The following is a 20,502-nucleotide window of genomic DNA, read 5'->3' as shown; positions in this document are numbered from 1 at the left end:
GCCTCACGGTGGCCCGCCTGTCAAAGCATAGCTTTTCGCTCAGGGTTTGCCGGGTTGTGACGCCTGCGTTCGTCCGCTTTCCCAACCGCCGCCCAAGGCCAGGAACAGATCGATCTGGCTCATGGCAACTTGCGTGTTGGCCGCTGCCAGCTGTGCACGTACATCGGTGTAGGTGCGAGTGGCCTGCAGGTCGGCCAGGAACGAGGCACGGCCGGCCTGGAAGAAGCGGTGCGTCTGCTCCGAGGCTTCCTTGGCGGACGCACCGGCGTCGGCCAGGGCGTCGCGGCGTTGCAGTTGCGCGGTGTATTGCGCAAGGCCGGTCTGGGTTTCGCGGATGGCATTGAGCACCACGCCGTCAAAGTGCGCCAGGGCGCCCTGGGTCGCGGCTTCGGCTTCGTGGATACGTGCGCGGGCACCGTTGGTCGGCACTGTCCAACTGATCAGCGGGCCAAAGCTCCAGCGATTGGTCGCTGGTGTGCCGAGGTCGTCAAGAATGCCGACCGTGCCCACCGTGGCGCCGATGCTGATGTCCGGGTACAACGCACCGGTGGCCACGCCGATACGGGCGGTGGCAGCCGCCAGTTGGCGTTCGGCCTGGCGCACGTCGGGGCGGCGCTTGAGCAGTGCTGCGCCGTCGCCCACAGGCAGCAATTGGGCGATATGCGGCAGCTCGGCGCAGGTGCCGGTGCCTGCGGGCAGTTGGTCCACCGGTTTGGCCAGCAGCATCGACAAGCGGAACAAACCCGCCTGACGCGATGCTTGATAGCGCGGGATCTCGGCGCGCAAGGATTTGTATTGGGTCTGCGAGCGGGTCACCTGGGTTTCGTCACCGCGCCCGGCGTCGCGCAGGCGCTGGGTGAGCTTGGTGCTCTGGCCTTGCAGGTCGAGGGACTCATTGGCAATCGCCAGCTCTTCATTGGCCGCGCACACCTGGGTGTAGGAGCGCACCACATCTGCCACCAGGGTGATGCGCGCAATATCGGCGGCGGCCTGGGCCGCGTCGGTGCTGGCCTGGGCACTCTCGATGCCACGCTGCAAGGTGCCGAACAGGTCAAACTGGTAGGACGTGCTGATGCTGGCGCTGCCGATGTTGGCCACCGGGACTTTTTCCGTCAGCAAAAACGCTTCGCCCGATTCCTGCAGGCGCTGGGCTTCCGCCTTGGCGCCAGCACTCCAACCGCCTGCGGATTCAGCCTCTTGGGTCTGGAAACGCGCGCGTTGCAGGTTGGCGGCAGCCACGCGCAAATCGGTGTTGGAGGCCATGGCCTGCCGCACCAGCTCATCCAGGCGCGGGTCGTTGTACAGCTTCCACCAATCGGCCGGCACCGGCGCCGACACCACGTTGTTGCCCTCGCCCGCGAGCTGCCCTTGCAGGTCGCCACGGTTGATGGCGGACGTGTCCGGCAGCTTGTAATCCGGGCCTACCACTTGGCAGGCCGACAGCAGCAAACCCAGCGCAGCGGTTGCCAGCAGCTGCTTCATGGTTTTTCTCCGTCTTTGACCTTATCGCCGATGATCGACACCGTGGCCGTGCGTCCGGCGATCATACGAAAGTCCGCCGGCACATCATCAAAGGCAATACGCACCGGAATCCGCTGGGCCAGGCGCACCCAGCTGAACGCCGGGTTGACGTTGGGCAGCAGGTTGGAGCCGCTGGTGCGGTCGCGGTCTTCGATACCGGCGACGATGCTCTGCACATGGCCACGCAGACGGGCGTTGTCGCCGATCACGCGGATATCCACGGCCATGCCTACGTGGATGCCGTCGAGCTTGGTCTCTTCGAAATAACCGTCGATGTGGAAGGAGTTGCTGTCCACCACCGACAGCACCGGGCGCCCGGCGGTGACGAATTCCTGGTTGCGCGGTGCACGGTCGTTGACGTAACCGTCCACGGGGCTGCGGATCACCGAGCGGTCAAGGTTGAGCTGGGCGGCGTCCACGGCCACTTGCGCCTCGGCCAGGGCCGATTGGGCACGGGCCACGCGCGACTGGCTTTCTTCCAGTTGTTCGCTCGGCACCAGGTTGCCCAAACCACGGTTGCGCTTGTACTCGCGGTTGGCCTGGGCCAGGGTTTCCTGGCGGTCGGCCACGGCGGCCTGGGCTTGGCGCAGGGCCAGCTTGAAGCGGTCCTGGTCGACGGCGAACAGCACCTGGCCCTTGGTCACCAACTGGTTGTCGCGCACGTCGACTTGCTGGATCAGCCCGGACACGTCCGGGGCGATCTGCACGATGTCGGCACGGATATGCCCGTCACGGGTCCAGGGCGCAAACATGTAGTACATGACCATGCGCCACACAACGACGACAGCGAAGGTCACTATCAATAACGTCAGGACGACACGGCCGATGGTCAAAAAAGGTTTTTTCATGTCATGAGGTATCGACTGAGTGAGTCCACGGCGCCCAGTAACAGCGCGTAGAGCCCCACATTGAACAATGCCCGGTGCCAGACCAGGCGATAGAAGTGAATGCGCGTCAACAACCCGTGCACCACCAGAAACAACACATACGTAATGCCCATCAGCACCAGCAGCGTGGGCAGGAACACCCCGCTGATATCCAGATCACCGATCATAAAGGCGCTCCATCAGGCAGCGGCGCTTGCATTTCGGTGCCGCCAATAAATTCCACGCCGGGCAGCAACGACAGGCGCAGGCCGGCCAGTGCGTGCAGCAGATGCAGGCGGGTGTCATCTTCGTCTTGCAGGCCTTGCCCGTTGAGGGCGCGGCGCGTGCGGTCGAGGGTCATCAGCAGACCGCTGGGCGCGGGCACGCGTTCACCCGCTTTAAGGCAGGCCTTGAAGTAACCGCCCACGCCTTCCACCACTTGGTTGAGCAGCACCCGTGGCACGCCGTAGATGCGTGGCGCGTAGGCCAACAGGTCAAGCAGGTTCAGCGCCACGCGCAAATCGCGCAGGGCGCTGCCGGTGTCCTGGCCGATCAGGCCCAGGCGCGGCAGGTGCTGCATCAGGCGGTCGAGCATTTGCACAGCCATGTGGCGGTGTTCGGCCAGGGTTGCAGGCTCGGTGAGCGTTACGATGTCGCGCCAGCTGAAACGCGTCAGGCGCTTGGCCGCCAGTTCGGCGCCGAACGGCCGTGCGACCAGCGTCCACACAAAGGCGAACAGCAAGCCCACCGGCCCGGCCAGGTTGACGTTGGCGAAGTTGAGGAAGTCCGCGTCGTAGGCGCCCTGGATGCTGATAAACGAGGAGGTGTTCACCAGCGTCAGCAGCATGCCCAGGTAAAAACGCGGCTGCACCGTGAGCGTGCCGATGCAGATAAACGGCACCGCAAACGCCAACACCAGCATGGGGAAATCATGCAGGTTGGGCAGCACCAGAAACAGATACAGGCTGGCAAACAGCACCGACATGGCGGTCCAGAAAAAGAACCGGTAGATCTGCGGCGCCGGGTCGTCCATGGAGGCAAAAAAGCTGCAGGCCACGGCAGCCAGAATCACTGCGCTGCCGCCGTCGGTCCAGCCCAGCAGAATCCACAGCACCGAGGCGACAATGATCGCGGTAACGGTGGAAAACGCCGAGTAGAACATCAGGCCACGGTCGAGGAACGGCGTGAGCCGGCCCAGGCGCCAATGGCGGTAGACGGCGCGCCAGGTGTCCTGGCTTTCGCACTGGATGGCGGCTTGCAGGCTGCGGCAGTCTTGCCACAGGTCGACCCATTCGCCGAGGCGATACAGGGCGTTGGAGAACAGCAGCGTGTGGCGGTCGTCCAGTGCTTCGCCCTGTGGCTGCGCGGCGTCGATCTTGTCGCGCAACACGCGCCAGCGTTCCAGCGGTGCTTGCTCGGTGGTGCTCTCCAGCCAGGCGTTGGCGTCTTGCAGCAACGGCGTGAACCGGTCGAGAAACTCGGGGGCGCGGTGTTCGATCGCGTAGACCGCATCGTCCAGCGCGTCGATCACCGGCAGCAGGTGAATCATGCGCCCGCGCAGTTCCTTGGTGTTGCGCACCGTCTGTGGCCGAGCGCCTTCGTGGGGCAACTGGCCGATCATCAGTTCCAGGGTGTTGAAGGTGGCGACCATGCCGCCGCGCAAGGTGCTGATTTCTTCGGGCGCAACGTTACGGGTCAGAAAGCGCTGGCTATAGACCTGAGCGTCGGCAAACCACTTGGCCACCGAGCCATCAAACACCGGCATCAGGCGCCGCGGCCAGAACATTGCGCCTACTACGGCGGCCACAGCAATGCCGAGGAAAATCTCTTCGGTACGCGCCTCGGCCACATCCCACACCGCCAGCGGGTTATCCACTACCGGCAAGGCGATCAGCGGCAAGGTGTAGCCGGCCAACATCAGCGCGTAGCTGTTGGCGGTACGCAGGTGCAAAGACAAAAACAACAAGGTGCCGGTCCACAGCGCAATGATCACCACCAGCAGGTACGGCGTCTGAATAAACATCGGCACAAAAAACACCGCCGCCGCCGCGCCCATGAAGGTGCCGATGGCGCGGTACAACGCCTTGGAGCTGGTAGGGCCGACAAACGGGCTGGAGACGATATACACCGTGGCCATCGCCCAATACGGACGCGGCATTTGCATAAGCATGGCGATGTACAGGGCGATCATCGAAGCGGCGAAGGTGCGCACGCCGTAGAACCAGTCGCGGGCCGGCGGCATGCCGGTAAAAAATCCGTTCAAGAGGTCGCCTCAGCCGCCTCGAAGGCCTGCAGTACACGCAACGCCGCTTCAAGGTCGCCGTGGGCGATGTCCGCCAGCACTTCCTGGCGCAGGCGCACCAGTTGCACTTCCACCGCCTGCACCAACTCGCGGCCGCGCTCGGTGAGGCTCAAGGCCTTGGCGCGACGGTCATGGACGTCTTCGGTACGGCACACGTAACCGTCATGGCACAGACGATCAAGCAGGCGCACCAACGACGGGCTTTCCATGCCGGATGCCTGGGCTACTTTCACCTGGTGCACACCGTCGCCCAAGCGGCCGATCATCAACAGCGGCACGGCGCAGGCTTCGGAAATACCATAGCTCACCAGCGTGGTCTGGCAGATTTTGCGCCAGTTACGGGCGCCCACCACCATGCTGCTGCTGAGGTTCATATGGAGCTGTTCGAGGGTTTGGGACACTGGATTGTTCGCATACAGTTAGTTTGCTAACTATCAATATGGTGGATGGATCCAAAGCCGTCAAGTTTTGAAACACTTTTGTGATGGGTGGTGGGGTTGTGGATAAGTAAAGCGGGTTTAAGAGCGAGCGTTGGATTTCCGGCAGAACAAAACACCTGGGGGAGCTGGCTTGCCTGCGATAGCGGTAGATCAGTCGAGGTCGATGTTGACTGAACCACCGCCATCGCAGGCAAGCCAGCTCCCACATTTTGGACCCGTGTTGGCCTCAGACTGGCTGTTCGGCCTGAGCATCCAAGCGGCGCTGGATTTCGCCCATCATGTCCAAGCCATCGCGCAACGAAACCAGTGCTGCGGTGACGAGGTGATGAAGGTTCTTGCTGTCCGTTTTGGCGCTGAGCGTTTCCAACAGCTCGGTGCCGATACGCACGCGGCTGCGGGCTGTTTCATGGAGCAGGTGCGAGGGCGCAAACGTGTTGAATGCCAGAACGGGAACGCCGGTGGGATTGGTTTGAAGCGGTTTGTATTGGTCCATCGATAAAGCCTCATAGATAAGATTTTGACCACCCGTCCCCGTCGCCAAACGAGTATGGGTGGCAGCTGTACGCAGGTTGGCGAACCGGTTATCTATGAAACCCGGCAGATCCGAAGATCTCCCGCGCACAGCCGCCATAGAACTCATGTATCCGCCAAGCGGAGAACACGGAGTTAGAGCGCTGTAACGCGTCATAGAATGCGGATCGCCAAATCCGATCGCCGATGTGCGGCGACGGGGCGAACTATAGGGGGGATGGTTGAAGCTGTGCAACTGGCTTATCGACTAACGCCGACTGCTGGAAACGTCAGATTTCTTGCCCCATCGCCAGACGCTCCAAACCTTCATGGCCTCGGACGCGACGACTAGCACCGCCATCACCACCACGCTGTAGCCTGGGACTAACTGAGCGCCTATAAGCAGAAGAGCAACTGAAGGGATGAAAAAAACTAACCGTAACGGGGTTTGAAGGTAAACAAGCCAGCGGACCTTTTGACTACTGAGAAGAAATAAAAAACAGGACGCTACTATCGAGATCTGCAGCAACATGACAAAGCCAAAGGTGTAAATCTGCAGCACGCTGTGGTCACGCAAAACCCATAATGCGCTCTCGATATCGCTCAAGTAAGGAACTCGCCCCTCCACCGCACTGGTGACCCAATAGCGAACCAGATAGATGGCATCCATCGCTCCCCAAAACCAAAAGACCTGCTTGCGCGTCACTGTTTGGCATCCTTGTATTCATACGCTGTGTCCGGTGTCACAGGCTGCCAATGCCAGGATTTCCCACCCTGTTGCCAATTGTCATCTCCCTCCAGATAGCGTTGCTTGATTTGCCGCAGCTCCCCGTATCGGCGCTCAACCGATCTGTGGGTGAGCTGGTCATCACGACTATCCAAGCGGACCCAGCGCTGCGTCATGACCCTGGTGGTGTTCGCAAGATCTTTCCCGTCGGATAAGAACATTCGTCCTTCGTCACCCATAGATGCCAGCCGGTTTGCGGCCAGGATTGCAGTATTTTTAACCCCATCGTAATCGATACTTACCTTTTCCCATTTACCAGGCCCGACATAAAGTCGGCGCCCCATCAAATGCCCATACTTAACACGGCATTCTCGACTTAAAGGAAGAAAAGGCCTGTCCATTACGAACAGCCAATCACCGGACGCCAACTTGTCCAAAACTCGGCGCTGATCGTTATCCCCTGAACACCGAACAGGAGAAACATTGCACTCGGCTAGCAGCTCGCACAGCCCCTGCAATGCATAAGGCGCGCGAAAGAACTCCCTTACCTTGATACCAGCAAAGTAGGGGGTTTCGATTTTGGTGAGATCATAGTTTTCAATTTCTTTGTGAGGGATCAGACGCTGCATGATGTGGCCATAAAAGGAAATCAGCGTCTGTAAATAGCGGGCTCCTCATTCTGGCGACTATCGTCCGCTTCTGTTTAACCAATAGGAAACTTCCCAAGCTGTCCCACTTCTCACGAGGAGCATGGGAACAATCAGACAAAACACCTGTGGGAGTTGGCTTGCCTGCGATAGCGGTGGATCAGTCGAGGTTGATGTTGACTGAACCACCGCCATCGCAGGCAAGCCAGCTCCCACATTTTTTACACGCCGCGCCCTTCCCGCAGTAACAGATTCAGCTCATCCACCACTTCAGCCCAATCCGAATCGTCGAGAATTTCTTCGCGTAAAAACGCCTTCTGGCCGGGCGTCCAAAAGAACGCATCCGCGAGATGTAATTCCGGCTTTAGCGGCGAATGCACTGCCACAAACTTCTCAATACTGGCCGGGTCATCCGGCAGCCCGAGCTGTTTGAACAGTGATGGCAAGCTGTGCACAGGCGATTCCATGGCGAACTCCAGGTCAAGAAGACTTAACTGAGTCTAGCGGCAACCTTCAGGTTGCGGCTGCGCCCCGTTGCACAGCACGAACAGTCGCGCCCTCGCACCACCGCCATCCTGACGGCTCAACTCACGCCAGCCTTCAGGTAAGGGCGCGAAATCATCCGGCGCTTCGTTGCTGCTGATCAGCCAGACGCGGTGGGTATCGGCAGGCAATGCCGACAGGCGGTCGAGGTAAATGCGCCCGCCGTCCTGGTCGACCAATGTGCCGAAACCGTAGGCGTTCGGGCGGGTCGGCGTGCCGTCGGGTTTGGGCGGCGTATAGAGCTGCAATTGGGCGTCGGTCTGGTCGTAATACACGTAGCTGAGGTACCACAGCATGTCGCTGAGAACGATGCGGTCGTCTTCCTGGTAATTACGATTGACGAATTCCACGGGCACGTTGAACTGGTCATGTTCATCGACGGTGAAGTTGTTTTTGAGCCCCATCAACTCGACACCGACAAACAGCGCGAACAACGCTACGCCCAGCCATGACCAGCGCGCCGGCAGGCGATCAATGGCCAGCGCCAACAGGATGGGCAAACCCAAGGCGTACACCGTAAGGTAACGCTCGATAAACACCGGCGAAACGAACGAAACCGCGTACACCAGCAGCAGCGGCAGCAGGAAAAACAGCGCCAGCAGGCTGGCCGGGCGATGGCGTTCGCGATCCTGCCAGGCGGTGATGCTCACCACAGCAATCAGCAACAATGGGACCAACCAGAACAACGGCGGCCAAAAGCCGGTGCCCTCGTCCTGGACAATGAATTGCCAGATCATCGACGGCAGTGAAAACAGGTTGACCGGGTCTTCCCAGCCGATGTCCCCGCCCACCTTCAGTTGCTCAACGTGTTGCACCAGGCCCAACACATTGGGTAACCACGGCAGGTACGCCACGACGATCGCGGCGTTGGCCACCCACCACGCCGGGCGCCTGAGCAGAGACTGGGCGGGCGCCTGGGCCGAGCTCAACAAGGCCAGGTAGGCCCAATGCACCAGCACACACAGAGCAGTGAAATAATGGGTGTAGAAACCGGCGCTCATCAGCACGATATACGCCGCCAGATAGCGCGTGCGCTCGGGCTGGCGCACCCAATACACCAGCGCCAGCGTGGCGCCCAGCAGCCATACGGCCAACAGCGAATACATGCGCACTTCCTGGCTATAACGCACCGCCGTGGGCAGCAGCGCAAGCAGGATCCCGGCGAGCACGGCGGCACGCCGGGTAGCCAATTGCCGCGTCAACCAGATGCCCAGGCCCACTGCAATCGCACCGGGAATCGCACTCATGCTGCGAATCGACCAGATACTGTCACCGAACAGCTCGATCCAGCCACGCAGCATGAAAAAGTACAACGGTGGGTGCACATCATGGGCGGCGTGAAACCACAGGTCACCGGCAGCGTATTCGCTGAGCAGCAGGCTGGAGCCTTCGTCACCCCAGATTGCGGCGGACGTCAGGTTGTAAAAACGCAGAGCGACGGCCAGTACCAGGATCGGTACCCACCACAGACGGCTCATCCAGCCGGCAACGTGCCAGCTACTCGCGACGCGATCAAATGCGGACAATGCCGCCACCTTTTCATCTTGCTCCACCACAGACCGTCGCACCTCGATTCCCCTACCATCGCCTTTTCCGGCCGGCCAAAAAGCCCTGCGCGTGAATGACCGCCACTCTAGGACAAAAACCCTTTATTCGCTGCTGGAATCGGACAAATCAGCGATTTGTGTAGACCTTCACCGAAGCATTTGTCAGATCACGCTATTATTGCGTCCTTCAAAGGACTCAGGATCAAGGACACGTCATGCGCATCGGTTTTCTGTCACCACTGACCCTGGCATTGCTCGCCAGCCTTTCCTTCCAGGCCCAGGCCAGCGGCGATGACTCGTGCTACCCCGACTGGCGGGTCTCACGCGACAGCCTTGAAGGCTGCAGCAACCTGCCCTTCTTGAGCCCGGGCAATGACAGCCGGGTCAACCTGCGCCTGTTGCTGGCGGATAAACAGGTGGCACCGCTGACGCCCAACGCATTGGGCGAGACGGACCTTGAAGAGGGCTTCGGCCCGGTGCCGTTCCCGGTGTACCGCCTGACCCCGGTAGCCGACGCCGCCGATGAAAAAACCGACGTGGCACCTACGCCCAGCAAACTCGATGAGCTGCTTGCGCCGTTGGGCATTCAGCGTGAAGGCGACAAGGCGGCGGGTGACGCCTTCCTGACCGGCGAAGGCAGCCGTTGCCGCAGCAATGATGAAAGCAGTGCCACGGCGTTTATCAGCCAAGTGGTTAAAGCCGACGTGCCCGACGCGGAGCGCCAGCTGCTGGCCAAGGGACGTGTACAGATGCTCGGCGCCTGCACCTGGGACGGCGCAAGCCTGGGCGACCCGGAGCAGATCCAGTCCACCGCAGGCCGCGAGCTGCGCAGTTACCTGCAAGCCGCCGGTGACTTCTACAGTGGCCGTTTCGCTGATGCGCAGCGCGGTTTTGTTGCCGCCGCCGCCGGCAGCCTGCCGTGGGTCAAGGAAGCGGCGTTCTACATGATCGCCCGCACCGAGTTGAACCAGGCCCAGGAAAACGCCTTCGACGAATACGGCATGCCGCAATTGGAGCATGTGGATAAATCGGTGCTGGCGAATGCCGACACCAGCTTCAACCTGTACCTGAAAACTTATCCACAGGGTGAATACGCTGTCTCTGCCCAGGGCCTGCTGCGCCGGGTGCATTGGCTGGCGGGCGATACCGACAAGCTGGCCAACGACCTGGCCGCGCAGTTGAGCGCCAAACAGCGCAATGTGTCGCTGGACGACCTGGTGCAGGAAGCCGACAACAAGCTGCTCAGTGCCACCCAAAAACCTTCGGCCACCCCACTGATGCTGGCCGTCAACGACTTGATGTGGATGCGCGCCGGCAACCCGCCGCAGCTGAGCCGCGCGGCCCTGGACGCGCAAAAGCCGGTGTTTGCCCAGGAGCCGGCGCTGTACGACTACGTGCAAGCGGCGTTTGCCTTGTACGTCGAACATCAGCCCGATAACACTTTGAAGTTGCTGCCTCAGGACGTGCCCGCCAGCCTCGACTACTTCGCCTTCAGCCAGCAAACCCTGCGCGGCCTTGCCCTGGAAGCCAAGAAGGATTGGCAAGGCGCGCAAGCGCTGTGGCTGAAGCTGCTGCCCCTGGCCAAGCAACCCTTGCAGCGCGACCAGTTGGAACTGGCGCTGGCGATGAACTACGAGCGCAACGACCAACTGGCTAGCGTGTTCGCCAGCGATTCGCCGATCAGCGCCAAGCAGGTGCGCTACATCTTGCTACGCAACATCGCAGGCCAGGAACTGCTACGCCAACAGATCACCCAGGCCAGCGACCCGGTGGAACGTGCCACCGCCCAGTTTGTGTTGCTGTACAAAGACCTGATGCGCGGCCAGTACGCCACCTTCGCCGACGACCTCAAGCAACTGCCGGCATCGGCGCCCGCCGACAAGCTCGGCACCAGCCTGGGTTATGTCTATGGCGATGGCCGCTCGCTGCAGTTGTTCCAGTGGAACGGTGATAAGGCGGAGTCCGGCTACGCCTGCCCGAGCATTGCGCAAATCGCCAGCACCCTGCAGGCAGATGGTAAAAACCCCAAGGGCTTGAACTGCCTGGGTGAGTTCATCCTGCGCAATAACCTCGATGGCATGCCACTGGACCAAGTGCGCGCCGCCGGCAGCCTGGGCAGCACCGCCTCGCTGTTCAAGGGCGAGACCTTCTCGCGGCTCGACGGTTACCGCCAGGTCATCGCCAACCCCAAGGCGCCGCACAACGACAAGGCCTACGCGCTGTTCCGTGCGATCAACTGCTATGCGCGGGCCGGTTATAACGGCTGCGGCGGTGTAGACGTGGATAAATCCGTGCGTAAAGGCTGGTTCCGCCAGCTCAAAACCGGGTTTGCCGACACCGAGTGGGCCCAGTCGCTGAAGTACTACTGGTGAAGCACCTGTGGCTAGGCTTGCTGCTCCTGGCAAGCCCGGCCTTTGCCGGCGTTGACGCCCGCGACTACGATGCCTTCTGGCTGTGGAGCGGGGTCACGCCGCAGCCGGTGCTCAAACAGGCGAAAACCCTGTACATCCTCCAGGGCCAGATCAACTCCACGCGCCGTGCGCCGCAATTGGGTGTGCAGTTTATCGCCCAAGGCATCAGCGTACCGCGCATCACCCAAGGCGAGGTCTGGGTGGTGTACCGCGCCCACACCCTGCACTGGCCCGAGCGCGTCTACACCCAACTGCTCGGCCAGGTGCAACGCTGGCGCGATGCGGGCAACCCGGTGGTCGGCATCCAGATCGATTTCGACGCCCGCACCCAGTACCTGCACGAATACACAGGCTTCCTGCGCGACCTGCGCCAACGCCTGCCTGCTGACCTGCGGCTGAGCATTACCGGCCTGATGGACTGGAGCAGCAACGCCGACCCAGCCGCCATCGCCCAGCTCAAAGGCGTGGTCGATGAAGTGGTGGTCCAGACCTACCAAGGGCGCCACAGCATCCCGGACTACGCGGCGTATTTGCCACGCATGAACCGGCTGGGGCTGCCGTTCAAGGTGGGGCTGATTCAGGGTGGCGTATGGGAAGAGCCGGGGTATTTGAAAGGGAGTGAATGGTTCAGGGGGTATGTGGTGTTTTTGCAGAACCCTTGAACCACGCAATATTCCATGTGGGAGCGGGCTTGCCCGCGATGAGGGTGCGTCAGTCAACATAACGTTGGCTGAACTACCGCTATCGCGGGCAAGCCCGCTCCCACAGTGGGTTATGTTCAGCCTGCGGGAATGGAGGCTGTCGCGGGGTAGACCGACTCCCAGCCACCGCCCAACGCCTTGTACAGCCCCACCATCGCCAGCGACACGCCGGTGGAGCTTTCTACCCACTGCTCCTGCGTGGCCAGCAGCGCGCTTTGCACGGTGAGCACGTTGACGAAATCCACCACGCCTTCGACGTACTGCTGTTGTGCGGTGCTCAACGCGATCTGGTTCTGGCGCACCGCTTCAGCGAGGCTGTCGCGGCGCAGTTGGCTGGCGTTGTAGCGGGTCAGTTGGTCATCGATCTCATGCCAGGCACGCAGTACGGTTTGCTGGTACGCCAGCGCCGCTTCCTGTTGCTGGGCTTCACGCAAATTCAACATGCCTTGCAGGCGCCCGCCATTGAACAGCGGCAGGTTGAACTGCGGGCCGAAGGCAAACGCGCGCGAGCCCCAGGAGCCGAAATCCGAGAGTTGCAGGGCCTGGGAGCCCAGGCTGCCGGACAAGGTGATACGCGGGTAAAAATCACCTTTTGCCACGCCGATACTGGCGGTGGCCGCATGCAGGCGCGCTTGCGCCTGGCGAATATCGGGCCGGCGTTCGGCCAGCTCCGAGGGCAAGCCGATGGCGACCTGGCGCGGGGTTTGCGGCACGGCGGCGTCCTTGGACAATTGCGCATGCAGCGCTTGCGGCGGCTCGCCCATCAGCAGGCTCAGGGCGTTGATCAGTTGGTCCTGACGCTGCTGCAAATCCGGTAAACGCGCTTCGATGGCGGCGACCTGGGCGGCAGCTTCGGCCACATCCAGGTCAGTGGCCACGCCGTCGGCCAGGCGCAGTTGCGAGAGTTTGAGGCTGTGGCGAGCGACCTCGAGGTTTTGCTCGGTGACAGCGCGCGTATTCTGCACGCCGCGCAGCTGGATGTAGTCCTGGGCGGTTTCGGCGAGTACCGACAGCAACACGGCGCGGCGGTCGTCTTCGGCGACTTGCAGGGTGGCGTCGGCGGCTTCGGTTTCGCGTTTGACGCGGCCCCAGAAGTCCAGCTCCCAGGCGGCGGAGAAGCCCATGTCCCATTGGTTGTAAGCAGATTGACCGTTGTTTTTGGACGGGTCGCTCAAGCCTTTGCCGCTGTTGCGCTGGCGTACGTAATCCCCGCTGGCGTTGACGTTGGGATAACGCTCGGCTGTGGTCACCTGACGCACGGCGCGGCTTTGTTGCAGGCGGCTGCTGGCCAGTTTCAGGTCGAGGTTATCAGTGAGCGCACGACGCGTGAGGGCCGAGAGCTCTGCATCGTGAAACACGTCCCACCAACGCTCCTGCAAAGGGTCGGTCACCGCGTGGCTGGCTGCCTGACGGCCCTGGGGTTCGCGCCATTGGGTGACTTGCTGGCCTTGGGGCCGCTGGAAATCCGGGCCGACCGTGCAGGCACTCAGGCTGATCAGGCTCAAGGTGAGCCAGGCAAATGACTTCATTGCTGGGCCACCTCACGCGACTGCGCGACTGGCCGGGTGTCGACTGTGGCTTGCACCGACATGCCCACGCGCAGGCGTTCAATATGGGACTGGTTCGGCTCCAGGATGATCTTCACCGGAATGCGCTGTACCACCTTGGTGAAGTTACCGGTGGCGTTGTCTGGCCTGACCGACGCAAAGGTCACGCCGGTGGCAGGTGCCAGGCTTTCCAGATGGCCCTTGAGCAACTCGCCGTCGAGGCTGTCGACGCTGAGTTCTACGGCTTGGCCGGCATGCATATGCGACAGTTGCGTCTCCTGGAAATTGGCCACCACATAGGCCTCGGCCAACGGCACGACCGCGAGGATCTTGCTGCCCGGCGTCACATAGGCGCCGACCCGCACGGCACGTTCACCGACCATGCCGTCCACTGGCGCGAAAATGCGCGTGTAGGACAGCTGATAACTGGCCATTTCCAACGCTGCCTGGGCGCGTTTGAGCCCACCTTCCGCTGCGTCTCGCTGGGCGGTGAGGATTTCCACTTGCTTGCGTTCGGCCGCCAGTACGGCCGTGGCTTTGGCCAGGTTTGCCGTTGCCTGGTCGATGCGCGTCTTGGCTTGCTGGGCGTTCTGCACCGTGCCTGCGCCCACGCCGGCGAGGTGGTTGTAGCGGTTCAGTTCGTGCTCGGCGAACGCCACTTCGGCACGGTCGGCCGCGACGGTGGCCTGAGCCTGGGCGATCACCGAGCTTTGGCGCTCCAGGGTCGCGGTGGCGTTCTTCAACTGGGCCTGGGCGACCAACGTGTCGGCGTCGGCGGCCTGGGCGGCAGCACGAAAATCGCGGTCGTCGATCAACGCCAAAAGCTGGCCGGCCTTGACCCGCTGGTTGTCTTCCACCAGCACTTCCTTGATAAAACCGGCCACGCGCGGCGCCACCAGCGTGAAGTCGGCGGCGACGAAGGCGTCGTTGGTGGTCTGGCGCTTGTTGCCCAGCACGCCCGGCGCAACCAGATAAACCAGGACGCCGACGGCAAACACAGCGATAACGGAGACGGCAATTTTGTCTTTGCGTTTCATGAGAAGTCCTTGAGGCTAGGTCGGAGCGCGAGGCGGAAAGATCCGCGTGGGCATCCAGAAAATCAGCAGGATTAACGCCACCGCGACACCGGCCATGACGTAATAGAGGTCCGAAGAAGTCAGCACCACGGCCTGCTGGTGCAGGCGCTGGGCAAGGCCCGGCGCGTCGCCGTCGGCCAGGGGCGAGTTGCCCAGGTGGTCCACCAGCATGGTCGAATGGAAGTGCTCACGCTGGGTGGTCAGCGTGTCCAGTACGGCCGTGGCGATGACCGCAGCGAGGCCTTTGACGGTGTTGAACCAGGCCGAGGCGAACGGCCCGTCCATCGGCTGGATGCTGCCGGTAGAGAGCATCAGCAACGGCAATACGGCCATGGGCTGCCCGAAAATCTGCAGCAGGTACCAGCCATAAAAATCGTCGCGTATCCACGCCGAGGTGAGGTGCGAGCTGCCGATGCAGCACAGCACCAGCATGCTCAAACCAATGCCCAGCACCCAGCGGCAGTCGACCCAACGCAGGTTGCACAGCGCCGCCACCAGCGGCAGCGCGATCAATTGCGGCAACGCCATCAACAGCATCACCGGCGCGGTTTGCAGTGGTCGGTAACCCTGCACCTGGGCGAGAAAACTCGACGGAATGATGATCACCGAAGTCAGTACCATCAGCACGCCCGCCAGTACGATCAGGGCGAACGCCAGGTTGCGCAGGCCGAGCATCTGCAACTTGAAAAACGGCACGGGGTGCGACCATTCATTGAGCATGAACAGCACCAGCAATACGCCGCCGCCGATCAGCAAAAAGGTGATCAGGCCGGATTCGAACCAGTCCAGGCGATTGCCCTGCAACAGGCCGATCACCAACATGCAGATCGCCGGAAAACCCAGCAGCAGGCCGCGCCAGTTGAACTGCTTGAAGCGCTCCAGGCGCAGCGGGTCTTGCGGCAAGCCGTAAGCCACCGCGGCCATCGCCAGCAGGCACGGCCCGACGATTTGCCAGAACGCCCATTGCCAGCCGACGTATTCGGTCCACAACGCCGCCAGCGGCGTGCCCAGGCTCGGGCCGAAGGTGGCGGTGAGTGCGTAACCGGCCAGGCCGTAGAGCTTGACGTGGGCCGGCAGGAAACGCAGCGCCACCGTCATCAGCATCGGCGGCAATGCGCCGCCGGCCAGGCCTTGCACGGTTCGCAGCACCAGCAGGCTTTCGTAGTTCGGCGCAAACGGGCACAGGATGCCCAGCAAGGTAAACAGGCCGATGGCGCACAGGGTGAAGCGGCGCAGCGAAAACGTCACCGAACACCACGGCGCAAAGGCCATGGCCGCCACGGAGGTGGCCGTGTAGGCCGCAACCAGCCAGGTGCCTTCGTCAAAACCAATGAACAGTGCACCGCGAATATCGGCGAGGGCTACCTTGGTAACCATCTCGTTGAGACCAGAGACCAGCACCGCCAACAACACGCCGACCAGGCCGATGATGATGCGCGGGCCGAACACAGGTGGGCTCAGGGCGGTAGGTTTGGCTGCAGCCTGGAGAGCGGGGGCAGCGAGGGATGTCATGAACGCGCAACTCGGAATTAGAAATACCCGAGCAGTTTAAGGGGGCGCATACATGACAAAAAAGTTACTTGTTGGAAGCTTATAAGTGCGCCAGACGCAATCCTCATGGGGTTAGGGGCAACTGCCCTGTTGTGGCGAGCAGGCTTGCCCTGCGTTGGGCTGCGAAGCAGCCCCAGTAAAGGCACTGCAGTTTTTCCTGAAAGTACTCAGCGTCTGGGTTTGGGGCCGCTTCGCAGCCCAACGCAGGCGGTGCGACGATTCGACAAGCCTGCTCGCCACAAGGGTAATTGGCTGCCTTTAAAAGTTGTGTAAGCGGTGGGTCAGGCAATGAATCCCTACACAGTCAGACCGCCATCGCAGGCAAGCCAGCTCCCACATTGATCGAGTGCACTTCAGCTGGGCTGGGCTTCGAGCCAGGTGGCATGGCAGCTCTCGCGCATGGTTTCGCGCAGCCATTTATGGGCCGGGTCTTTGTCGAAGCGCGGGTGCCAGGATTGGGCCAATACCAACGTCGGCAAGGAGATAGGCAACGGGAAGGCGCGCAATGGCAGGTTCAGGCGGTTGGCGCTCAGCAAGGCTTCCTTTGGCACCGGCAGCAGTAGATCAGAGTCGGGCAGCATGAACATCGCGCCGTGAAAGCCTGGGGCGATCATTGCCACGCGGCGCTCCAGGCCTTGGGCATTCAGCGCAGTGTCAATCGGGCCACGGGCGATGCCGCGTCGCGAAATGCTGATATGGGAATAGCTGGCAAACCGTGCGGCGGTGATTTCTTCGTCGAACAGCGGGTGATCTTGCCGCGCCAGGCCAACAAAGGTGGTGGAAAACAAATTCTGTACCTTCACCTCCGGGCTGGCCGGCAACGTATTGCTCACGCGCAGGTCCAGGCGCCCTTCGCGCAGCGCGTCGTCGTCGGTATCACCTTCGGGCACAAAGCACAGCTCGCACAGCGGCGCCATGCGCTCCATGGTGTCGAACAACCGACCGCCGTACACGCCGACAAAAAAGTCGTTGGCCCTCACGCTGAAGCGGCGGCGCAAGGTGCTGAGGTCTACCTGGTCCGCGGAGCGAAACAGCAACGCCGCCTGTTCCACCACGTTGCGCACCTGGCCTTGCAGCTGCAAAGCCTTGGGCGTCGGCACCAGGCCGCGACCGGCCCGCACCAGGATCGGGTCGCCCACCGCCTCGCGAATCCGCGTGAGCGTGCGGCTCATGGCCGCCGGGCTGAGGTTCATCCGCCGCGCCGCGCCGACCACACTGCCCTCGTCGAGCAAGGCGTCGAGGGCGACCAGCAGGTTCATGTCCGGTAGTTGCATGCCAAGCACTCGTGAGCAGTGGGGAGTGAATTGCACGCAATCCTAGCAGGGATCAGTGGCTCAGCGCTGCATGCCCCAGCGCTTTACGGTGAGCCGCTCGAAGGTATCAAACACCAGGTTTTCCACCAGCAGGCCGATCAGGATCACCACGGCCAAGCCGGCAAACACTTTGTCGGTGTACAGCTCGTTGCGGTTCTGGAAGATGTACCAACCCAGCCCGCCTTTGCCGCTGGTGGCGCCGAACACCAGTTCAGCGGCGATCAGTGTGCGCCAGGCAAAGGCCCAGCCGATTTTCAGGCCGGCCAGGATCGACGGCAGCGCCGCCGGAACCAGGATGAACAACACAAAACGCATGCCCTTGAGGCCGTAGTTGCGACCGGCCATGCGCAGGGTTTCGGACACGCCGAGAAACCCCGAATAGGTGTTCAGCGCCAAGGCCCACAGCACCGAATGCACCAGCACAAAGATCAGGCTGTTCTGCCCCAGGCCAAACCACAGCAGCGCCAGCGGCAGCAGGGCAATCGCCGGCAGCGGGTTGAACATTGAGGTCAGGGTACTGAGCAGGTCGCGGCCCAGTTGGGTCGAGACCGCCAGCGTGGTGAGGGCAAACGCCAGCACGCTGGCGATCAGGTAGCCCTTGATCAGCACCGCCAGCGAGATCCAGACCTTGCTCAACAGCTCACCGCTGAGCAAGCCGTCGAACAGGGCTTGGGAGGTCTGCAAAAAGCTCGGCAGCAGCAGGTCGTTGTTCTGGTAGCGGGCGACCGCCTCCCAGAGGATCGCAAGCACGATCAGGATCAAGCCCTTGCGCAGCCAGCCTTGCTGCCACAGGCGTTGGCGCAGGGGCAGTTCGCGCTCGACAGGGACGCTGAGCAGTGGTTCGAGGGTGACTTCAAATTCCTGGCGCATGGTTCGGCCCCTTAGTAAGCAATGCGGATATCGGCGAAACCCAACTCACGTTCGGCTTCGGGCGCTTCATCGAACAGCAGGCGATGAATGCGCCGCGCCGACGCCTGGAATTCCACACCGCCGAGGCTGTGCAGGTCGTATTGATGGCTGTGGATTTCTGCCCGCACGCGCCCGGGATGCGGCGACAACAACAGGATGCGGTTGCCCACCACCAGCGCTTCTTCGATGGAATGGGTGACGAACAACAGGGTGAAGCGCACTTCTTCCCACAGCAGCAGCAGTTCTTCCTGCATCTTGCGCCGGGTCAGGGCATCGAGGGCGGCGAAGGGTTCGTCCATCAGCAGGATTTTCGGTTGCATGGCCAGGGCGCGGGCGATGGCCACCCGGGCTTTCATGCCGCCGGACAGGGTGTGCGGGTAGGCGTCGGCAAAGGCACTGAGGCCGACTTTTTCCAGGTAGTGCAGCGCGCGTTCTTCGGCTTCGCGGCGCTTGAGGGTCTTGGAGGCCAACAGCGGGAACATCACGTTCTGTTTGACGGTTTTCCACGGTGGCAGCTGGTCGAATTCCTGGAACACCACAATGCGATCCGGCCCGGGTTCGTCGACCTTTTGCCCCAGCAGGCGAATCTCGCCTTCGCAGGGTTTGATAAACCCGGCGATGGACTTGAGCAAGGTGGATTTGCCGCACCCCGAAGGGCCGAGCAGCACGTAACGGTCGGCCGGGTCGATTTCGAAACTGACCTGGTGCGTGGCCCGCACCACACGCTCGGGCGTGCGGTATTCGAGGCTGACGTTGTCCACCGCCAACAGCGGTTTGGCGGTACTCAGGGTGCTGGCCGCGTGGCCTTGCAGGGGCGCGTTCATGTCAACTCTCTTGCCGGGAATCAGAAAGGCGCATCGCCCTGGATGGTGGTGCGAAACAGTTTGCGGCGCAGATGGCTCGGGCAACCGGCAGCCAGGTGGATCAGCGAGCGGTTGTCCCAGAACACCATGTCGTGGGGCTGCCACTGGTGGCGATAGATGTTCTGCGGCAGCACGCTGTGAGCGTAGAGCTGGGCCAGCAGGTCGCGGCTTTCGTCTTCCGGCAGGTCGACGATACGGGTGGTGAAGCCTTCGCTGACGAACAGGGCTTTGCGGCCGTTTTCCGGGTGGGTGCGCACAATCGGGTGGACCACTTCCGCCACCTGAGCGAGCTGCTCGGGCGTGAGGGTTGGGCGCCAATTACCTTCGAATTTGGTTTCGCTGTAGCGCGCCGTGTAGGAGTGCGCGGCGCTGCGGCCTTCCACGGCTTTGCGCAGGTGCTCGGGCAGTTGGTCCCAGGCTTTGTGCATGTCGGCGAACAGGGTGTCGCCGCCTTCGGAGGGCAGCTCCTGAGCGTGCAGCATCGAGCCCAGGCTGGGCAGCTCTTTATAGGAGAGGTCCGAATGCCAGAATTTACCCGCATCACCCAGGCCGATGGATTGGCCGTTCTCGATGATGTTGGAGACGATCAGGATTTCCGGGTGGTTGGCCAGCAGGAACTGTTTGAGCACGTGGATCTGCAGCACGCCGAAGCGGCGGCTGAAGGCGATCTGTTGTTCGGGGGTGATGCGTTGGTCGCGGAACACCACGACGTGGTGATCCAGATGCGCGCGGTGGATGCGCGCGAAGTCTGTGTCGTTGACCGGGCGGGACAAGTCCAGGCCAACGATCTCGGCGCCGACGCTGCCGGGCAGTGGGCGAATCTCGAAGGATTGGGCGGTTGGGGTCGCTGTTGGAACAGTAGAGGTGGCGGACATGAGGGCACTCCCGGTCGGACAGGGGAGTGAATTTATAGGTATAAGAATGGAAGCTTAAATACCGTTAGCGAATATCGATATGCTTTAGGGTTGGGATCTGCGGTGATTTGGATGGCGCTATCGCAGGCAAGCCAGCTCCCACATTTTGATATG

General features: G+C 61.8%; 19 protein-coding genes. 2 read left to right on the top strand and 17 right to left on the bottom strand.

The genetic code is table 11. The features are described 5' to 3' along the window. Positions 1–39: 39 nt before the first annotated feature. The 10 genes from HBO23_RS20250 to HBO23_RS20205 form a co-directional block, all read right to left on the bottom strand. Positions 40–1,482, bottom strand: a complete 1,443-nt coding sequence (locus HBO23_RS20250) for an efflux transporter outer membrane subunit (RefSeq protein ID WP_170039360.1) — start codon at positions 1,480–1,482, stop codon at positions 40–42. Further along, entirely contained in the window at positions 1,479–2,369 is an 891-nt protein-coding gene (locus tag HBO23_RS20245) for an efflux RND transporter periplasmic adaptor subunit (protein ID WP_017136597.1), read from the bottom strand. Before HBO23_RS20245 ends, HBO23_RS20250 begins: the two co-directional genes overlap by 4 nt. Further along, on the bottom strand, positions 2,366–2,575 hold the full coding sequence (locus HBO23_RS20240) for a DUF1656 domain-containing protein (protein ID WP_016969155.1): 210 nt from the start codon (positions 2,573–2,575) through the stop codon (positions 2,366–2,368). Before HBO23_RS20240 ends, HBO23_RS20245 begins: the two co-directional genes overlap by 4 nt. Next, positions 2,572–4,650 (bottom strand): FUSC family protein, encoded by a 2,079-nt coding sequence (locus HBO23_RS20235; protein ID WP_170039358.1) that lies wholly within the window; start codon positions 4,648–4,650, stop codon positions 2,572–2,574. The genes HBO23_RS20240 and HBO23_RS20235 overlap by 4 nt, the downstream gene beginning before the upstream one ends. Further along, positions 4,647–5,063, bottom strand: coding sequence for a MarR family transcriptional regulator (locus HBO23_RS20230; RefSeq protein ID WP_017136599.1), 417 nt, complete (start codon positions 5,061–5,063; stop codon positions 4,647–4,649). Before HBO23_RS20230 ends, HBO23_RS20235 begins: the two co-directional genes overlap by 4 nt. Before the next feature lie 292 nt (positions 5,064–5,355). Next, complete coding sequence (locus HBO23_RS20225) at positions 5,356–5,769, bottom strand: hypothetical protein (RefSeq protein WP_143521893.1); 414 nt, start codon at positions 5,767–5,769, stop codon at positions 5,356–5,358. Between the two features lie 138 nt (positions 5,770–5,907). Next, a complete protein-coding gene (locus tag HBO23_RS20220) occupies positions 5,908–6,345 on the bottom strand; it encodes a hypothetical protein (protein ID WP_099549579.1) in 438 nt (145 codons plus the stop codon). Next, the gene (locus tag HBO23_RS20215) at positions 6,342–6,995 is read right to left on the bottom strand and encodes a hypothetical protein (RefSeq protein WP_099549580.1); all 654 of its coding nucleotides are present in this window, start codon (positions 6,993–6,995) and stop codon (positions 6,342–6,344) included. The genes HBO23_RS20220 and HBO23_RS20215 overlap by 4 nt, the downstream gene beginning before the upstream one ends. A gap of 239 nt (positions 6,996–7,234) precedes the next feature. Continuing rightward, positions 7,235–7,480, bottom strand: a complete 246-nt coding sequence (locus HBO23_RS20210; RefSeq protein ID WP_170039356.1) for a DUF2789 domain-containing protein — start codon at positions 7,478–7,480, stop codon at positions 7,235–7,237. Between the two features lie 33 nt (positions 7,481–7,513). After that, the gene (locus tag HBO23_RS20205) at positions 7,514–9,124 is read right to left on the bottom strand and encodes a glycosyltransferase family 39 protein (protein ID WP_099549582.1); all 1,611 of its coding nucleotides are present in this window, start codon (positions 9,122–9,124) and stop codon (positions 7,514–7,516) included. A 194-nt stretch (positions 9,125–9,318) separates the two neighbouring features. Here HBO23_RS20205 and HBO23_RS20200 point away from each other — a divergent pair, with 194 nt between their 5' ends. Together HBO23_RS20200 and HBO23_RS20195 are read left to right on the top strand one after the other, a co-directional pair. After that, on the top strand, positions 9,319–11,475 hold the full coding sequence (locus tag HBO23_RS20200) for an outer membrane assembly lipoprotein YfiO (protein ID WP_170039354.1): 2,157 nt from the start codon (positions 9,319–9,321) through the stop codon (positions 11,473–11,475). Then, positions 11,472–12,176 (top strand): DUF3142 domain-containing protein, encoded by a 705-nt coding sequence (locus HBO23_RS20195; protein WP_017136611.1) that lies wholly within the window; start codon positions 11,472–11,474, stop codon positions 12,174–12,176. Before HBO23_RS20200 ends, HBO23_RS20195 begins: the two co-directional genes overlap by 4 nt. 116 nt (positions 12,177–12,292) lie before the next feature. On the opposite strand, the gene HBO23_RS20190 is transcribed toward HBO23_RS20195, so the two are convergent. From HBO23_RS20190 to HBO23_RS20160, 7 genes are all read right to left on the bottom strand, one after another. Beyond that, entirely contained in the window at positions 12,293–13,744 is a 1,452-nt protein-coding gene (locus tag HBO23_RS20190) for an efflux transporter outer membrane subunit (RefSeq protein WP_170039352.1), read from the bottom strand. Then, positions 13,741–14,799, bottom strand: a complete 1,059-nt coding sequence (locus HBO23_RS20185; RefSeq protein ID WP_170039350.1) for an HlyD family secretion protein — start codon at positions 14,797–14,799, stop codon at positions 13,741–13,743. The genes HBO23_RS20190 and HBO23_RS20185 overlap by 4 nt, the downstream gene beginning before the upstream one ends. Positions 14,800–14,814: 15 nt before the next feature. Beyond that, positions 14,815–16,350, bottom strand: a complete 1,536-nt coding sequence (locus tag HBO23_RS20180; RefSeq protein ID WP_017136614.1) for an MFS transporter — start codon at positions 16,348–16,350, stop codon at positions 14,815–14,817. A 392-nt stretch (positions 16,351–16,742) separates the two neighbouring features. Next, positions 16,743–17,663 (bottom strand): LysR family transcriptional regulator, encoded by a 921-nt coding sequence (locus tag HBO23_RS20175; protein ID WP_017136615.1) that lies wholly within the window; start codon positions 17,661–17,663, stop codon positions 16,743–16,745. A gap of 60 nt (positions 17,664–17,723) precedes the next feature. Continuing rightward, the gene (locus tag HBO23_RS20170; RefSeq protein WP_170039348.1) at positions 17,724–18,572 is read right to left on the bottom strand and encodes an ABC transporter permease; all 849 of its coding nucleotides are present in this window, start codon (positions 18,570–18,572) and stop codon (positions 17,724–17,726) included. 11 nt (positions 18,573–18,583) lie between these two features. Beyond that, positions 18,584–19,435 (bottom strand): ABC transporter ATP-binding protein, encoded by an 852-nt coding sequence (locus tag HBO23_RS20165; RefSeq protein WP_017136617.1) that lies wholly within the window; start codon positions 19,433–19,435, stop codon positions 18,584–18,586. Positions 19,436–19,455: 20 nt separating this feature from the next. Then, complete coding sequence (locus HBO23_RS20160) at positions 19,456–20,349, bottom strand: TauD/TfdA family dioxygenase (protein WP_170039346.1); 894 nt, start codon at positions 20,347–20,349, stop codon at positions 19,456–19,458. Between the last annotated feature and the right edge of the window lie 153 nt (positions 20,350–20,502).

This window comes from Pseudomonas sp. WS 5532 (genome assembly GCF_012985445.1).
GTDB classification, from domain to species: Bacteria; Pseudomonadota; Gammaproteobacteria; order Pseudomonadales; family Pseudomonadaceae; genus Aquipseudomonas; species Aquipseudomonas edaphica.
The sequence above is the reverse complement of the archived record's forward strand: the minus strand, read 5'-3'. Positions and strand labels throughout refer to the sequence as shown.

Coding starts and splice junctions, on each gene's coding strand:
- HBO23_RS20180 (WP_017136614.1), bottom strand. CDS start 16,350: ATGACATCCCTCGCTGCCCCCGCTCTCCAGGCTGCAGCCAAACCTACC.
- HBO23_RS20165 (WP_017136617.1), bottom strand. CDS start 19,435: ATGAACGCGCCCCTGCAAGGCCACGCGGCCAGCACCCTGAGTACCGCC.
- HBO23_RS20250 (WP_170039360.1), bottom strand. CDS start 1,482: ATGAAGCAGCTGCTGGCAACCGCTGCGCTGGGTTTGCTGCTGTCGGCC.
- HBO23_RS20190 (WP_170039352.1), bottom strand. CDS start 13,744: ATGAAGTCATTTGCCTGGCTCACCTTGAGCCTGATCAGCCTGAGTGCC.
- HBO23_RS20225 (WP_143521893.1), bottom strand. CDS start 5,769: ATGAGTTCTATGGCGGCTGTGCGCGGGAGATCTTCGGATCTGCCGGGT.
- HBO23_RS20215 (WP_099549580.1), bottom strand. CDS start 6,995: ATGCAGCGTCTGATCCCTCACAAAGAAATTGAAAACTATGATCTCACC.
- HBO23_RS20240 (WP_016969155.1), bottom strand. CDS start 2,575: ATGATCGGTGATCTGGATATCAGCGGGGTGTTCCTGCCCACGCTGCTG.
- HBO23_RS20175 (WP_017136615.1), bottom strand. CDS start 17,663: ATGCAACTACCGGACATGAACCTGCTGGTCGCCCTCGACGCCTTGCTC.
- HBO23_RS20245 (WP_017136597.1), bottom strand. CDS start 2,369: ATGAAAAAACCTTTTTTGACCATCGGCCGTGTCGTCCTGACGTTATTG.
- HBO23_RS20230 (WP_017136599.1), bottom strand. CDS start 5,063: ATGAACCTCAGCAGCAGCATGGTGGTGGGCGCCCGTAACTGGCGCAAA.
- HBO23_RS20160 (WP_170039346.1), bottom strand. CDS start 20,349: ATGTCCGCCACCTCTACTGTTCCAACAGCGACCCCAACCGCCCAATCC.
- HBO23_RS20200 (WP_170039354.1), top strand. CDS start 9,319: ATGCGCATCGGTTTTCTGTCACCACTGACCCTGGCATTGCTCGCCAGC.
- HBO23_RS20210 (WP_170039356.1), bottom strand. CDS start 7,480: ATGGAATCGCCTGTGCACAGCTTGCCATCACTGTTCAAACAGCTCGGG.
- HBO23_RS20170 (WP_170039348.1), bottom strand. CDS start 18,572: ATGCGCCAGGAATTTGAAGTCACCCTCGAACCACTGCTCAGCGTCCCT.
- HBO23_RS20185 (WP_170039350.1), bottom strand. CDS start 14,799: ATGAAACGCAAAGACAAAATTGCCGTCTCCGTTATCGCTGTGTTTGCC.